The organism is Streptomyces sp. NBC_01233 (assembly GCF_035989305.1).
GTDB lineage: Bacteria > Actinomycetota > Actinomycetes > Streptomycetales > Streptomycetaceae > Streptomyces.
Genome location: NZ_CP108514.1, coordinates 7,037,915 through 7,055,504, shown reverse-complemented (window position 1 = coordinate 7,055,504; position 17,590 = coordinate 7,037,915). Strand labels below are relative to the sequence as shown.

At 73.4% G+C, this 17,590-nt stretch carries 1 protein-coding gene; it reads right to left on the bottom strand.

Going from position 1 to position 17,590, the window contains the following annotated elements:
- Nucleotide 1: 1 nt before the first annotated feature.
- Complete coding sequence (locus tag OG332_RS33265) at nt 2-17,590, bottom strand: non-ribosomal peptide synthetase (RefSeq protein WP_327416901.1); 17,589 nt, start codon at nt 17,588-17,590, stop codon at nt 2-4.

Below are 17,590 nucleotides of genomic sequence, written 5' to 3'. Positions count from 1 at the left end.
GTCAGTTCCCCTCAAGGTGGAGGTTGATGATGCGGGCGATCTCGGCCGCGGGCTGCGCCTTCGGCATGCCCATGTGCGTGGCGTCGATGTCGTGTTCGTGGATGGTTCCGCCGATGTGCGGGGCCCAGATCGCCGCGTAGGACTCGTCCGGGTTCTGCGTGGCGTTGAAGAACACCGCGTCGCCGTCGTAGACGGGCGAGTCCCACTCCAGCAGCATCTCGGCGTGCGACTTGAAGAGGTGGCTGCCGTTCTCCACCAGCGCCTCGCGGTCCTCGTCCACTCCGGAGCCGATGAAGAACTCCTTGAAGAACTCGCGGACCTCCGGCATGTTCACCGGGTCCTCGATGTGCCGGAACCAGCCGCTCGGCGGGCTGTCCATGAGGGCCAGCAGCGCCACCTCGTGTCCCCGCTGCTTCAGCGCCGCGGCGAGGGCGTGGGCGTAGGTGCCGCCCGTGGAGTGCCCGACGAAGTGGTACGGGCCCTCCGGCTGGACCGCCAGGATCTGCTCCAGGTAGTCGTCGAGCATCGCCTGGGTGGACCCGGCCCGGCCCGTGCCGTCGAAGCCGCGGCCCTGGATTCCGTACACCGGCCGGTCGCCGAGGAGCTGGGCGAGGCCGACGTAGGACCAGCACAGTCCGACACCCGGGTGGATGAACCACAGGGGCGGCTTCGTGCCTTCGGTGCGCATCGGCAGGACGACCGCGAACGGGTCGGCGAAGACGGGCGCCTGGGCGGTCTTGACCTGGGACTCCAGGTACTCGGCCAGCTTCGCCACCGTGGTGGCGCCGAACATCACGCGGATCGGGACCTTGGCCCCGAGGACCGCGCGGATCCGGCTGATCAGGCGGGTCAGGCGCAGCGAGTGACCGCCGAGGTCGAAGAAGTCGTCGTCGATGCCGACCTTCTCCAGTTCGAGCGCCTCGGCGAACAGCTTCGCGAGGGTGGTCTCCAGCGGGTTGCGCGGGGCCCGGTAGTCCGCTCCGCCGGTGAACTCCGGGTCGGGCAGGGCCTCCCGGTCCAGCTTGCCGTTCGGGGTGAGCGGGAGCTGCTCCAGCGTGACGAAGGCCGACGGAACCATGTACTCCGGCATTCGGCCGGTGAGGTGCTTGCGCAGGGCCTCGGCCACCACGCTCTCGCCCGGTGCGGGGACGACGTAGGCGACGAGCTGCTTGTCGCCGGCCAGGTTGTCCCGGGCGGTGACCACGCCGTGGTCCACCGTCGGGTGGGCCGCCAGCGCGGACTCGATCTCGCCCAGCTCGATGCGGAAGCCGCGGATCTTGACCTGGTTGTCCGTGCGTCCGCGGAACACCAGCTCGCCGTCCCGCGTCCACTCGACCAGGTCGCCGGTGCGGTACATCCGCTCGCCGGGCTCGCCGAACGGGCAGGCCACGTACCGCTGGGTGGTCAGGTCCGGCCGTCCGACGTAGCCGCGGGTCAGACCCGCGCCGGCGATGTAGAGCTCACCGGGCACGCCCGGCAGGACCGGCCGCAGTGCGGTGTCCAGCACGTACACCCGGGTGTTGCGGATGGGGCGGCCGATCGACACGGCGCCCTCGGCGGTGAGCTCGCTCACCGTCGCGCCGATGGTGGTCTCCGTCGGACCGTAGCCGTTGAACATCCGGCGTCCGGCGGACCAGGTGGCCACCAGCTCCGGCGAGGTGGCCTCACCGGCCACCATCAGCGAGGCGACGCTGGACAGCGAGCCCGCCGGCATGGCGGCCAGCACCGTGGGCGTCAGGATCGCGTGGGTCACCCCGTACGTGTCGGCGGTCTCGGCGAGCGGGGCTCCCGGCGTGAGCCGGTCCGGGTCCGCCATGACCAGGGCGCCCCCGGCGAACAGGGACATGCACATCTCGGCGACGGAGATGTCGAAGCTCGGCGAGGCGAACTGCAGGACCCGGCTCCCGGCGGTGATGCCGAGCAGCTCCGTCACCTCCGCGACCATGTTGGCGAAGCCCGTGTGCGTGACGGCCACGCCCTTCGGCCGGCCCGTGGATCCCGAGGTGTAGATGACGTAGGCGGTGTTGGCCACCACGAGCGGGCTCAGCCGCTGCGCGTCGGTCAGCACGGCGCCGTCGGTGCCGGCCAGGGCCTCGGCGAACTCCGGGGCGTCCAGGACCAGCAGCTGCGAGGGCAGGTCGGGCAGCCGGTCCGCCGTGGCCCCGTCGGTCAGGATCAGCCCGATCGCCGAGTCCTCGACCATGTACGTGAGCCGGTCGGCCGGGTAGGCCGGGTCGAGCGGCAGGTAGGCGCCGCCCGCCTTGGTCACGGCGAGGACCGCGACGGGCCACTGCGGCGAGCGCCGCAGGGCCACGCCCACGACCGTCTCCGGTCCGACACCGCGCTCGACGAGGGCCCGCGCCAGCCGGTTGGCCCGCGCGTCCAGTTCCCCGTAGGTCACCTTCTCGTCCTCGAAGAGCACCGCGATCTCGTCCGGCGTCTCGGCGGCCTTCCGCTCGAACAGAGCGGGCAGCGTGAGGGCCGGGGTCTGCGTCGCCGTCTGGTTGAAGGCGAGGAGGAGCCGGTCGCGCTCGGCCTCGTGGAGCACGTCCAGCGCGCCCACCGGGATCTCCGGGTCGGCGATCAGCTGCCGCAGGATGTGCAGCACCCGCTCGGCGATCCGCTCCACCGTCTGCGCGCTGATGGCCTGCCGCTGGTACTGCAGGATCATGCGCAGGTACGGCTCGGCGTCGGCCGCCAGGCCCACCAGGTAGGCGGCGCCGGCGGACGGGCGGATGCCGGTGAACGAGACGCCCGCCGCGGTGTTGGCCGCGCCCAGGGCCTCCTTGTCGACCGGGAAGGACTGGAACAGCACGATCGTGTTGAAGAGCTCCTTCAGGCCGGCCTCCCGCTGGATGCGGTGCAGCCCGAAGTGGTGGTGGTCCAGCAGCGCGGTCTGGCGCTCCTGGAGGTCCTTCAGCACCTGGCCGAGCGTGTCGCTCGGCGCGTACTCGGCGCGGATGGGCAGGGAGTTGACGAACAGACCCACCATCTGGTCGACGCCGGGCACCTCCGCCGGGCGGCCGGAGACCGTGGTTCCGAAGATCACGTCCCGCTTTCCGGTGAGCTGGCCGAGCATCAGCGCCCACACGCCCTGGACCAGGGTGCCCATCGACACGCCCAGTTCGGCGGCGCGCTTCTTGAGCGCACGGGCCTCGTCCAGCGGCAGCGGGACGTCGACCTGTCCGACGCGGGCGTCGTCGCCCGCGTCCTGCGGGGTCTCGGCGGCGAGCAGGGTGGCTTCGCCGACCCCCTCCATCTCCTTGGCCCAGGCCGCGGCGGCCGCCTTGTCGTCCCGCCGGGACAGCCAGCGCAGGAACTCCCGGTACTCGGGCACGCGCGGCTGCTCGGACGCGTCGCCCTCGGCCGCGTACAGGTACGCGAGGTCCCGTACGAGCAGGGGGAACGACCATCCGTCGAAGAGCGCGTGGTGCACCGTCAGCACCAGCTCGGAGGTCTCCTCCGCCAGCTGGACCAGCGAGGCCCGCAGCATCGGCGGCTTCGCCGGGTCGAACTGCGCGTAGTGGTCCTCGGCGAGGATCCGCTCCAGCCCCTCCTCGCGGCCCGCTTCGTCCAGCCCGCGGAGGTCGGCGACCCGCCAGGGCAGTTCGACCTCGTCGAGGACGAGCTGGGTGAGGTCGCCGCTCGCGTCGGTGACGAAGGCGGTACGCAGGTTGGCGTACCGGTCGAGGAGCGCCTGCGCCGCGACCCGCATCCGGGCCGGGTCGACCCGACCCTGGACGTGGAAGGCCACCTGCACGATGTGCGGGTCGAAGGCGTCCTCCTCCAGGCGCATGGTCTCGAAGAGCAGGCCGAACTGCAGGGGGGTCAGCGGCCAGACGTCGGCCAGACCCGGGTACTGCGCCTCCCAGTTCTCGATCTCGCCCTGGGTCATGCGGACCAGCGGCACGTCCGAGGGGGTCAGGCCGCCGGCGCCGGGGGTGGCGACGTGGTGGGCGAAGCCCTCCAGGGCGCGGACCCACAGGTCGGCGAGTGCCTGGGTCTCGGCCTGCGTGAGCACACCGGCCGGGTAGGAGACCCGGGCGTTGAAGCGCGGGCCCTTGGCGGTGTCGGTGACGTAGGCGCTGATCTCGACCGTGGAGAGCGCGGGCATGTCCGCGTCCAGGTCCGCGGCCAGGCCGAGCGCGTCGGCGGCCAGGTTCCAGCCGGCGCCCTGCTGCCCGTCGGCGGTGTCGTCGGCGGCGACCCTTCCCAGGTAGTTGAACGAGATCTGGGGGGTGGCCCGCCAGTCGAGTTCGGCGGCGGTGGACGGGTTGAGGTACCGCAGGAGGCCGAAGCCGACGCCCTTGTCGGGGATGGCCAGGAGCTGTTCCTTCACGGTCTTGAGCACGCCGCCCGCGGCGGCGCCGCCGGCGAGTGCCTCCTGCACGTCGTGCCCGCCGAGGTCCAGCCGCACGGGGAACATGCTGGTGAACCAGCCGACCGTGCGGGAGAGGTCGGCGCCGGGCACGACCTGCTCCTCGCGGCCGTGTCCTTCGAGCCGGATCAGCGTCGAGGACTCCTCGACCCCCCGGTCCGCGCGCCACTGCGTCACCGCGAGCGCGAGGGCGGCCAGGAGGCCGTCGTTGACCCCGCCGTGGAAGGCGGTGGGGACCGTGGTCAGGAGCGCCTCGGTGACCTGCTCCGGCAGTTCCAGGGAGACCGTCTCCACGGTGGACATGACGTCCACCGCGGGGTTCAGGGCCCGCGAGCCGAGGACCGGGTCGTTGCAGTCCAGCAGCTCGGACCACTGCGCCAGTTCGGCGATGCGGTCCGGGTCGGACGCCTCGTCGAGCAGCGCGTGCGCCCAGCGGCGGGCCGAGGTGCCGACCGCGGGCAGGCTCGGGGCGGAGCCCGCGCCGATCTGCTCCCAGGCCGTGGCGAAGTCCGGGAGCAGGATGCGCCAGGACACGCCGTCGACGACGAGGTGGTGCAGGACCACCAGCAGCCGGCCGGCGCCCTGCTCCGGGGCGAACCAGACGAACTGGGCCATGGCTCCGGCGGCCGGGTCCAGGCGGCCGGTGGCGGCGTCGAGTTCGGCCCTGGCCGTCTCCAGCCACGCCTCGTCCCAGGTGCCCGCGCAGTCCACCCTCCGTACCAGCGCGGCCGCGTCGACCGTGCCGGGGGCGGCGATCTCCAGGTTGCCGTCGCCGCCCCGGACGAGACGGGAGCGCAGGATGTCGTGGTGGTCGAGCACGGCGGTCAGGACCGCGGTCAGCCCGTCCTCGTCGATGTCCCGGGGCAGTTCGAGCGCCGCGGACATCGAGAACCGGTTGAAGCTGCTGCCCAGTTCGAGCATGTACTTGGCGATCGGGGGCAGCGGCATGACGCCGGTGCCGCCGCCGTCCAGTTCCGCCAGGACCGGGCCCAGGCTCTGGCTGCCGGCGGCCGTGGCCAGCTCGGCGACCGTCCGCAGCTCGAAGATCTGCCGCGGGTTGACCACGACGCCCTGCGCCTTGGCGCGGGAGACGATCTGGATGGACCGGATGCTGTCGCCGCCGATGGCGAAGAAGTCGTCGTCGATGCCGACCCGTTCCAGGCCGAGCACTTCGGAGTAGACCCCCGCCAGCACCTCCTCGGTGCGGCCCCGCGGGGGGCGGTAGCTCTCACCGGTGAAGTCCGGCTCGGGCAGGGCCGCGCGGTCCAGCTTGCCGTTGGGGGCCAGTGGCAGCCGGTCCAGGGGCACGAGCACCGCCGGGACCATGAACTCGGGCAGCCGTCCGGTGATGAAGCGACGCAGCTCCCGCATGGTGATGCCGGAGGTCATGTCGGCCTCGAACCGGCCCTGCGCGTCCACCTGGCCGCCGGAGTCCGGGGAGCTGACCACGTAGCCGACCAGGCGCTTGGCCCCGTCGGGGGCGGTCTGGCCGGTCACCACGGCGTGTTCCACGCCGGGGTGGGCCGTCAGCGCCGCCTCGATCTCACCGGGCTCGATGCGGAACCCGCGGATCTTGAGCTGGGCGTCGCCCCGTCCGACGTACTCCAGCTGCCCGTCGGCCCGCCAGCGGGCCAGGTCGCCGGTGCGGTACATCCGGGCTCCGGGCGCACCGTACGGGTCGGCGACGAAGCGCTCGGCGGTCAGCGCGGCGCGGCCGTGGTAGCCGCGGGACAGGTTGCCCGCCACGTAGAGCTCGCCCACGGCGCCCACGGGCACCGGCTTCAGGCCGGCTCCCAGGACGTACGTGCGCATGTTGCCCAGGGGCGCGCCGATCGGGGCGGTGTGCGCGGTGTCCCAGTCCTCGTCGGCCGGCAGCGCGAAGGTGGTGGCGTAGAAGCTCTCGGTCTGGCCGTAGGCGTTGACCACCCGGATGCCCGGGACGGCCTCGCGGACCCGGCGGACCAGGGACGCGGGCAGCGCCTCGCCGGCGAACACCACGGCGTCCGCCGTGATCTCGCCGTTGACCTGGTCGAGGAGTTCGGCGAAGACCGAGGGGACCGTGCTGATCACGCCGCCGGTCCAGCCGCCCTGCTCGCCGATGACCAGGACGTCGCGGGCCAGCTCGACCGTGCCGCCCGCCGCCAGCGTGGTGAAGACCTCGAAGACGGAGACGTCGAAGTTGACGGAGGCGCCGGCGAGCGTACGGGTGCCGGAGTCCACGCCGATCGTGGAGGCGAGCCGCAGCACGCCGTTGACCACGTTGGCGTGGGTGACGGTCACGCCCTTGGGCACGCCCGTCGAGCCGGAGGTGTACATCACGTACGCCGCGTGATCGGGCAGCAGGGCCGCCGGCGGCGCCGTGTCGCCGGAGCCGGCCGCGGAGCCGCCGAGGGCCAGGTCGCCGAGGTACAGGCGGGTGATCCCGGACTCCGGCAGGACACCGGCGGTGGCCGCGTCCGTGAGCAGCAGCCCCGGCTGCGCGTCGGACAGGATGTGCTCCAGGCGCCGGCTCGGGTACTTCGGGTCGATCGGCAGGTACGCGCCGCCCGCCTTCAGTACGCCGAGCAGGGCCGCGACCAGGTCCGCCGACCGCGGCAGGGCGACGCCCACCACCGTCTCCGGGCCCACGCCGCGTCCGGCCAGCTCGCGGGCCAGCCGGTTCGCCCGCTCGTCCAGTTCGCGGTAGGTCAGCGACTCCTCGCCGCAGACCAGCGCGACCGCGTCGGGCCGCTCCGCCGCCTGGAGCTCGAACAGCCCGGGCACGGTGACCTCGGGGGTCGGCTCCTGCGTGGCGTTGAAGCCCTGCAGCACCAGCTCGCGTTCGGCCGGCTGCACCAGCTCGACCGCGGACACCCGCTGCTCCGGGGCTGCGGCCAGCAGGCCCACCACCCGTACGAAGCGGTCGGCGACGGCCTGGGCCGTCTCCCGGTCGAACAGGTCGGTGGCGTACTCCAGGAGACCCACCACACCCATGCCGGGCAGGTCGGCCATGTTGAAGAACAGGTCGAACTTGGCGGTCTCGGTGCGGACCCGCTCGAACTCCACCTGCAGACCCGGCAGGGCGAAGTCCTTCCGGGCGAAGTTCTGCCAGGCGAACATCACCTGGAACAGCGGGGAGTAGGCGGTGGACCGCTCCGGGTTCAGCACCTCCACGAGCCGCTCGAAGGGGACGTCCTGGTTGTCGTACGCGGCCAGGGACTTGCCCCGGACGCGCTCCAGCAGCTCCGTGAAGGCGGGGTTGCCCGACAGGTCGACGCGCAGCACCCAGGTGTTGACGAAGAAGCCCACGAGTTCCGCGAGGGCCTCGTCGGTGCGGTTGGCGATCGGGGAGCCGATCGTCAGGTCGTCCCCGCCGCCGAGCCCGTGCAGCAGCACGGCCAGCGCGGACTGGAGCACCATCGAGGAGGTCGCACCGTGCCGGCGCGCCAGCTCCTCGACCGCGGCCGCGACCTCGGGGGCGAGGGCGAACTCGACCGACTCTCCGCGGTGGGAGGCCTTGGCCGGCCGCGGCCGGTCGGAGGCGAGCTGCAGCGGCTGCGGCACACCCGCCAGTTCCCCGCGCCAGTAGCCCACCTGTGCGGCGAGCGCGCTGGCCGGGTCCTCCTCGTCGCCGAGCACCTCGCGCTGCCACAGCGTGTAGTCGACGTACTGGACCGGGAGCTCCGCCCACTGCGGGGCGCCGCCCTCCTTGCGGGCCGCGTACGCGGTGGCGAGGTCGCGGGCCAGCGGGGCCATCGAGGAGCCGTCGCTCGCGATGTGGTGGATCAGCAGGACCAGGACGTGCTCCTGCGCGCCGAGCCGGAGCACGGGGGCCCGTACGGGGATCTCCGTGGCCAGGTCGAAGAGGTACGCCGAGGCCTCGGCCATGGCGTCGGCCAGGCCGCCCTGCGCCACCTCCACGAGCGGGACCTGCAGCCGTGCCTCGTCGGCCGGCAGCACGCGCTGGGCCGGGACGCCGTCGGCGTCCTCGACGATCAGCGTGCGCAGGCTCTCGTGGCGGGCCACGACGTCGCGCAGCGCGGCCTCCAGCGCCGGCAGGTCCAGCTCGCCGGTCAGGCGGAGCGGGAAGGGCGCGTTGTAGGTGGCCGAGGGGCCCTCGAAGCGGTCGATGAACCACAGGCGGCGCTGGGCGAACGACAGCGGTACGGAGTCCGGGCGCTCGGCGGTGCGCCGCAGCGGCGGCCGGACCGGCGCTCCGGCGGCGAGGTGCCCGACCAGCTCCACGACCGTGGGCGCCTCGAACACGACCCGGATGGGCAGTTCCACGTCGAGGACCTGGCGGATCCGGCTGACCAGGCGGGTGGCGAGCAGGGAGTGCCCGCCCAGGGCGAAGAAGTCGTCGTCGATGCCGACCCGGTCCAGGCCGAGCACCGCGGCGAACAGGCCGCACAGGACCTCTTCCTGCGGGGTGCGCGGAGCCCGGCCGGTGGCCGCCGCCGCGAAGTCCGGTGCGGGCAGCGCCCGCTGGTCCAGCTTCCCGTTGGGGGTCAGCGGAACCTCGGCGATGGCGACGACGGTGGACGGCACCAGGTGGTCGGGCAGCCGGTCCTTCAGGTAGCCGCGCAGGGCGCCCACCAGGGTGCCGATCCGGCCCGCGGCGGCCGGCTCGTTGGCCAGCGTCCGGTCGGCCCGGCCCGACGGCGTGAAGCCGCCGGTCAGCACCAGGTCGGTGACGGGACCGGCCGGGAAGAAGACCGCGTCGAAACACTCGGCCGCGGCGGCCGACCAGGTGAGCAGCACGCCCCAGCCGCGCTCGGCGGCCCATTCCCGCAGGTCCTGCGGGTCGAGCACCGGGCCGGAGGCGGCGGGTGCGGAGATCACGCCCACGGCCGCGGCGGACTCGACCTCGTCGGCGAGCCGCGCATTGGGGATGCGGGTGACGCGTACGGGCTGCTCGCCGCCCGCTCGGACGAAGTCCTCCAGGCCGAAGAGGTCGTCGACCTGGCGGCCCCACTGCCGGGCCGGGACCCCGCTCAGCGGGAGCGCGGCCACGGGCGCCTTGTGCAGCAGCACCTCGTAGCGGTGGCGGGTGAGCTCGTTGTGCGGACGGCCGGCCTTCAGCCGGATGTCCACGCCGCCCGCGCCGTGCCGCTCGGCCCACCGGGTGAACCACTCGGGGTCGAGGACGAGCTCCTTCTCCATCAGGATCGCGCGGGCGACCGCGGCGCGGCTCACCGAGGCGGAGGCCTCGGGGTGCAGCGCGCGCTGCACGCCGGAGCGGAAGAGCCGCAGGGTGGCGGCGTTGCGGACGTCACCGACGAGGATCCGGCCGCCGGGGGCCAGCAGTTCCATCGCGTTGGCCAGGACCAGGTCCATGTACTCCGCGTCGGGGAAGTACTGCACGACGGAGTTGATGACCACGAGGTCGAAGTGCTCGCGCGGCAGGCCCGAGATGTCGTCGCCGTTCAGGTGCCGCAGGTGCACGCGGTCGCCGAAGCCGGTCTGCTCCACCTGCACGAGCAGCCGGTCGATCACCGCGGCCGACATGTCGGTGCCCCAGTACTCCTCCACCTGCCCGAGGGTCTGCGACATCAGCAGGCCGGTGCCGACGCCGATCTCCATCACGCGGCGCGGCGACCAGTTGGTGATCTGCTCCACGGCGGCGTCGCGCCACACGGCCATCTCGTCCAGCGCGATCGGCTGTCCGCCGGTGTAGCTGGAGTTCCAGCCGGTGAAGTCCTCGCCCCAGGCGGCGTCGGAGACGGCGTAGAGGTCGTCGTAGATCTCCTCCCACTCGTCGACCTGCTCGGCGGCGCCGGAGGTGTCGGAGCCGTCCACGCGCGGGACCACGTAGCCGACCAGGCGGCGTTCGCCGGCCCGGTCCTCGTTCCACGTGACCACGGCCTGGGCGACGCCGGGGTGGGCGGCCAGGGCGGCCTCGACCTCGGCGGGCTCGATGCGGAAGCCGCGGATCTTGACCTGGGTGTCCACCCGGCCCCGGAAGACGAGTTCGCCGTCCGGGGTCCAGGCCACCACGTCACCGGTGCGGTACATCCGCTCGCCGGGGCCGCCGAAGGGCGAGGCCACGAAGCGCTCGGAGGTCAGCGCGGACCGGTGGGCGTAGCCGCGGGCCAGGCCCGCACCCGCGATGTAGAGCTCGCCGGCCACGCCGGGGAGGGTGGGGCGCAGGCCCGCGTCGAGGACGTAGACCCGCATGTTGTCCATCGGGCGGCCGATCGGGATCGGCTCGCCGACCCGCTCCGGGTCGGGCATCGGGTGGGTGGTGGCGAAGGTGGTGGTCTCGGTCGGGCCGTAGCCGTCGACGACCTTGAGGCCGGGGCAGGCCCGCAGGGCGCGGGTCACCGAGGCCGGGGAGACGACGTCACCGCCGGTCCACACCTCGCGGACCCCGGTGAAGCACTCCGGGTTCTCGTCGGCGATCACCTTGAACAGACCGGCGGTCAGCCACAGCGCGGTGATCCGCTGCTCGGCGATGACCGCGGCGAGCGCACCGGCGTCCAGCTTGCCGACGGGCGCCACCACCGCGGCGCCGCCGCCCAGCAGGGGGACCCACAGCTCGTAGGTGGAGGCGTCGAAGGACTGCGCGGAGTGTACGAGGACCCGCTCGTGGGCGCCGCCCCGGTACCGGCGGTCCAGCGCCAGGCCGGACACGGCCCGGTGCGTGACGCCGACACCCTTGGGGACGCCGGTCGAGCCGGAGGTGTACATGACGTACGCGAGCTGGTCGACGCGCCCGTGGGCGGCGGCCGGCAGGGCGTCGGCGGGAGCCGCGGAGACGGCCGGGGCCGTATCCGTGTCGTCCAGGACCACGTACGGGCAGGGGCCGGCCGGCAGCCCGGCGACGATCTCGGAGTCGGTCAGGAGCAGGGTCGGCGCGGCGTCGCGCAGCATGAACTCGATGCGCTCGGCCGGGTACTCCGGGTCCACCGGCAGGTAGGCGCCGCCGGCCTTCAGGACGGCGAGGAGGGCCACGACCAGCTCCGTCGAGCGCGGCAGGGCCACGCCCACGACGGACTCCTGGCCGACGCCGCGCGCGGCGAGCACGTGGGCCAGCCGGTTGGCCCGGGTGTCCAGTTCGCGGTAGGTCAGGCTCTGGCCGCCGAAGGCGACGGCGGTCGCCTCCGGCGTCGCGGCGGCCTGCTCCTCGAACAGGGCCGGGACGGTCTTCCCGGGGGCGGGCACGGCCGTGTCGTTGAACTCGCCCAGGAGCCGGTCGCGCTCGGCGGGCTCCAGGACGTGCACCGCGCCGACCCGCGTGTCCGGGTCGGACACGAGCTGCTGGAGGATCCGCGCGAACCGGGCGGCGATGCCCTCGACGGTCTCCGGGTCGAAGAGGTGGTGCTGGTACTGGAGCGCCACCCGCAGGTGCGGGTCGGCGAAGGCCATCACGACCAGCGGGTAGTGCGCGCCGCTGAGCGGGCTGATGCCGGTGATCGAGATGCCCGCGGCCGAGTTCGCCTCGTTGATGGCGACGCCGTCGATCGGGTACGACTCGAAGCCCACGAGGGTGTCGAAGAGTACGTTCAGCCCGATGGAGCGGTGGATGTCCAGCAGCCCGTGGTGGTGGTGGTCGAGCAGGGCGCTCTGCCGGTTCTGCAGGTCGCGCAGCAGCTCGCCCAGGGTGGCGCCGGGTCCGCACTCCACCCGGACGGGCAGGGTGTTGATGAACAGGCCGACCATCGAGTCCACGCCGGGCACGACGGGCGGGCGGCCGGAGACGGTGGCGCCGAACACCACGTCCTGGCGGCCGGTCAGCCCGGCGAGCACCAGCGCCCAGGTCCCCTGGACCAGGGTGTTGAGGGTGAGGCCCAGCTCGGCGGCGCGCCGGCCCAGGTCGCGGGCGGCGTCCGCGGACAGCGGGATGTCGATCTGGCCGATGCCGGCCGGGTCGGCCGCGGCGGCGGACTCGGGGGCGATCAGGGTCGGCGACTCGACTCCGGCGAGCTCCGCGGCCCAGGCGCGGGCCGAGGCCTCGCGGTCCTGCCCCGCCTGCCACACCAGGAAGTCGCGGTAGCCGGGCACCCGCGGCAGCGCGGAGGTGTCGCCCTCGGAGCCGTAGAGCCGCAGCAGGTCCTGCATGAGGACGGGGATCGACCAGCCGTCGAAGAGGACGTGGTGGGCGGTGAAGACCAGCTCCCAGCGGTCGGGGGCCAGCATGACGAGGGACATCCGGACGAGCGGGGCCCGGCTCAGGTCGAAGTGGGAGTCGTGGTCCTCGGTCAGGAAGCGCTTCAGCGCCTCCTCGCGGCCCTCCTCGCCGAACCCGCTGAGGTCGAGGTACTGCCAGGGCAGCTCCACGCGGTCGCGTACGACCTGCACCCGGTCCCCCGCCGCGTCGAACACGAACGCGGCGCGGAGGTTGGCGTACCGGTCGAGCAGTGCCTGGCCGGCGGCCCGCATCCGGCCCGGCTCGACCTCGCCGGCGAGGTGGAAGACGAGCTGCATCTGGTACGCGTCGAAGGTGGAACCGGCCAGCTGGGCGTGGAAGAGCAGACCGTCCTGCATCGTGGTCAGCGGCCAGACGTCCTCCAGGCCGGGGTAGTGCTCCTCCCAGGCCTCGATCTCGCCCTGGGTCACCCGGACCAGCGGCACGTCCGAGGGGGTCAGACCGCCTGCGGCGGGCTCGGCGGCGTGCCGGGCCAGGGCCTGGAGGGCGGTGCTCCACAGCTCGGCGAGCTCCTCGACGTCCTCCGCCCGGAGCAGGCCCGAGGGGAAGGCGAGCCGCGCGGTGAGCTGCGGGCCCTGCTCGGTGTCGGTGACGAGCGCACCGACGTCCAGGGTCGAGAGGGCGGGCATCCGCTCGTCGGGGTGCGCGATCAGCTCCGTGGTGCCCTCGGCGAGGGTCCAGCCCAGGCCGCGCAGGTGCTCGGGCACGTCGGCGGAGGAGGAGAAGCGGCCCAGGTAGTTGAAGCCGATCTGGCCGGTCGGGTACCGGCGCAGCACCTCGGCGGTCTGCGGGTTCAGGTGGCGCAGCAGGCCGTAGCCCACGCCCTTGTCCGGGAGGGACAGAAGCTGCTCCTTGACCGCCTTGACCGCGGAGCCGGCGGCGGCGCCGCCCGCGAAGGCCTCGTCGAGGTCGATCCCGGCGAGGTCGAGGCGGACGGGGAACATGGTGGTGAACCAGCCCACCGTGCGCGACAGGTCGGCCCCCGGGGCGACGTCCTCCTCGCGGCCGTGTCCCTCGACCCGGATCAGGGCGGAGGACTCGTCGATGCCGCGGGCCCGGCGCCAGCGGGCGACGGCCAGCGTCAGCGCCGCGAGCAGACCGTCGTTGACACCGCCGTGGAAGCGCGCCGGCAGGGTGGTGAGCAGGGTCTCGGTCACCGGCACGGAGAGCTTGAGCCAGGTGTGGTCCACCGTGGACATCACGTCGACGGCGGGGTCCAGGGCCCGCGATCCCAGGAGCGGGTCGGGGCCGGCCACGACCGAGCGCCACAGGGCGAGTTCGGCGACGCGCTCGGGCGACGACGCCTCCTCGACCAGGGCGTGGGCCCAGCGGCGGACCGAGGTGCCCACCTCGGGCAGCTCGGGGGTGCGGCCCTCGCGGACCTGCTCCCAGGCGGCGGCGAGGTCCGGCAGCAGGATGCGCCAGGACACGCCGTCGACGACGAAGTGGTGGAGGACCAGCAGCAGTCGGCCGGCGCCCTCCTGCGGGGCGAACCAGACGAACTGGGCCATGACGCCGGCCGCGGCGTCCAGCCGCCCGGTGGCGGCGTCCAGTTCGGCGGTGGCCGCCTCGAACCACTGCTCGTCCCAGCGGCCGTCGCACTCGACGCGGCGGATCAGCGCGTCCGCGTCGACCGAGCCGGGCGCGCCGGCCTCCAGGCCCGCACGGGCCGCGCCGTCGCCGTCGCCGCCGGTGACCAGGCGGGAGCGCAGGACGTCGTGGCGGTCGAGCACCGCGCCGAGGGTGGCGGCGAGAGCGGCCCGGTCGATGCCCTCGGGCAGCTCGACGGCCATGGACATGGCGAACCGGTCGGTTCCCTCGCCGAGTTCCAGCAGGTACTCGCCGATGGGCAGCAGCGGCATCCGGCCGGCGCCGCCGCCCTCCAGCTCCGCCAGCACCGGGCCGGTGCCGGCCGCGACTCCGACGACCGCGACCGCGGCCAGTTCGGCGACGGTGCGGTGGTCGAATATCTGGCGCGGGCTGACCTCCACGCCGCCGCTGCGGGCGCGGGAGACGACCTGGATGGAGCGGATGGAGTCGCCGCCGATGGCGAAGAAGTCGTCGTCGATGCCGACCCGGTCGAGGCCGAGCACCTCGGCGTAGACCGCGGCGAGGACCTCTTCCGCGGCGTTGCGCGGGGCGCGGTACTCGCCGCCGCTGAAGTCGGGCTCGGGCAGCGCCGCCAGGTCGAGCTTGCCGTTGGCGGTCAGCGGCAGCCGGCCGACCATGACGAAGACGGACGGGACCATGAACTCGGGCAGCCGGCCCGCGGCGAAACGCCGGAGCTCGCGCACGGACACGCTGGTGGTCAGGTCGACGTCGAGGTCGCCGAGGCTGGCGACGGTGCCGAAGCCGCTCTGGTCGGCCTCCAGGGGGACCACGTGGCAGACGAGCTGCTTGCTGCCGCGGCCCTCGCGGATGGTGACCACGGCCTGGGCCACGCCCGGGTGGGCGGTCAGGACGGCCTCGATCTCACCGGGCTCGATGCGGAAGCCGCGCACCTTCATCTGCGCGTCGTCGCGGCCCGCGTACTCCAGCTGTCCGGCGGCGTTCCAGCGCGCCAGGTCGCCGGTGCGGTACATGCGCGAACCGGCCGGCCCGAAGGGGTCGGCGACGAAGCGGTCGGCGGTCAGCCCGGTGCGGCCGAAGTAGCCGCGGCCGATCTCGCCGGCGACGTACAGCTCCCCCACCACGCCGACCGGGACGGGCCGCAGGCCGGGGCCGAGCACATAGGTGCGGACGTTGCCGAGCGGGGCGCCGATGGGGGCGCTGCCGGAACCGTCCCACTCCTCGTCGGCGGGCAGCGCGAAGGTGGTGGCGTAGAACGACTCGCTCTGGCCGTAGGCGTTGACGACGCGGACCCCGGGGATCGCCTCGCGGACCCGCTGCACGAGCGAGGCGGGCAGGGCCTCACCGGCGAAGACCACGGTGTCGACGCTGATGTTCCCGTTGACCTGTCCGAGCAGTTCCGCGAAGACGGACGGGACGGTGCTGATCACGCCGCCGCTCCAGCCGCCGCGCTCACCGATCACCAGTGCGTCACGCACCAGTTCGACGGTGCCGCCGGAGCAGAGGGTGGCGAAGAGCTCGAAGACGGAGACGTCGAAGTTGACCGAGGTGCCGGCGAGCACGCGCGTCCCCGCGCCGACGCCGATCGCCGAGGCCAGCCCCAGCACGTCGTTCACCACGTTGGCGTGGGTGATCGCCACGCCCTTGGGCGTGCCCGTGGAGCCGGAGGTGTACATGACGTACGCGACCTGGCCCGGGCGGGCGGTGACCGGGGCGGCGGGAGCCTGTGCGTCCTGCGGCGCGCCGAAGTCGGTGCCGAAGTCGATGTCGCCCAGGAACAGCTGCGGAACCTGCGCCTTCGGCAGTACGCCGACGGTCTGCTCGTCGGTGAGGATCAGCCCGGGGGCCGCGTCCTCCAGGATGAAGTCGAGCCGTCGGCTCGGGTATCTCGGGTCGATCGGCAGGTACGCGCCGCCGGCCTTGAGCACGCCGAGCAGCCCGGCGACCAGGTCCGCCGTACGCGGGAGGGCCACGCCCACGAGCGTCTCGGCGCCCACGCCGCGCGCGGCCAGCTCCTGCGCCACGCGGGAGGCCCGCGCGTCGAGCTCGCGGTAGGTGAGGACCTCGTCCCCGGCCTCCAGTGCGATCGCGTCCGGGGTCGCCGCGGCCTGCCGCTCGAAGAGCTCGGCGACCGTCACCTCGGGCAGGGCCACCGCGGTGTCGTTGAACTCCCGTACGACGGTGTCCAGTTCGGCGCCGTCCAGCACGGGCGCCAGGGCGACCGGCCGGTCCGGGCGGGCGACGACCTCGCGGATGACCCGCAGGTAGCGGTCGACGACGGACTGCGCCGTGGAGCGGTCGAAGAGGTCGGTCGCGTATTCCAGGTAGCAGAGCATGCCCGGACCGGCCGGGTCCGAGAAGTAGTTGAACTCCAGGTCGAACTTGGCCGTCGGGGTGGCGAGCACCTCGAAGCGGGCCCGCTCCAGACCCGGCAGGTCCAGCTCGATCCAGGCGTCGTTCTCCCAGGTGAACATCACCTGGAACAGCGGGTGGTAGGCGGTGGACCGCTCCGGGTTCAGGACCTCCACCAGGTGCTCGAAGGGAGCGTCCTGGTTGTCGTACGCGGTCAGCGCCTTCTGCCGGACCTGCTCCAGCACCCGGTCGAAGGTGGGCGCGCCGGAGAGGTCCGTGCGCAGTACCCAGGTGTTCACGAAGAAGCCGACCAGGTCGGCGAGTTCGTCGTCGGTGCGGCCCGCGACGGTGGAGCCGATGGCGATGTCCTGGCCGGCGCCCAGGTGCTGGAGCACCACGGCGAGGGCGGCCTGGAGCACCATCGGGACGGTCATGTCCCGCTCGCGGCCCAGGGTCTCGACGGCCGCGAGCAGTTCGGCGTCGATCGGGAAGCCGACCGTGTCACCGCGGTGGCTGGCCACCGGCGGGCGCGGGCGGTCCGAGGACAGGCGCAGCGGAGTCGGCACGCCCTGCAGCTCGTCCTGCCAGTAGGCGACCTGCGTGGAGACCACGCTGTCGGGGTCGTTCTCGTCGCCGAGCAGCTCGCGCTGCCACAGCGTGTAGTCGACGTACTGCACCGGCAGGTCCGCCCACTGCGGGGCCCCGCCCCGCAGCCGCGCGGTGTACGCGGTGGCCAGGTCGCGCGAGAGCGGCTCCATCGACTCGCCGTCGCTGGCGATGTGGTGGACCAGCAGGAGCAGCACGTGCTCCCGCTCGCCGGAGCGCAGCAGGGTGGCGCGGACCGGGATCTGCGCCGACAGGTCGAAGGTGTACTGCGCCGCCTGGAAGACGGCCTCGTCCACCGCGTCGGGCGCCACCTCGACGAGCGGCACGTCGAGCAGCGCCTCGGCCACCGGCAGCACCTGCTGCGAGGGCACGCCCTGCTCGTTCATCACGATGAGCGTACGGAGGCTCTCGTGCCGTGCCACGACATCGCGCACCGCGGACTGCAGGGCGGTCCGGTCCAGCTCGCCGGTCAACCGCACGAGGAAGGGGACGTTATACGTCGCCGACGGTCCCTCGAATCGGTCGATGAACCACAACCGACGCTGTGCGAACGACAA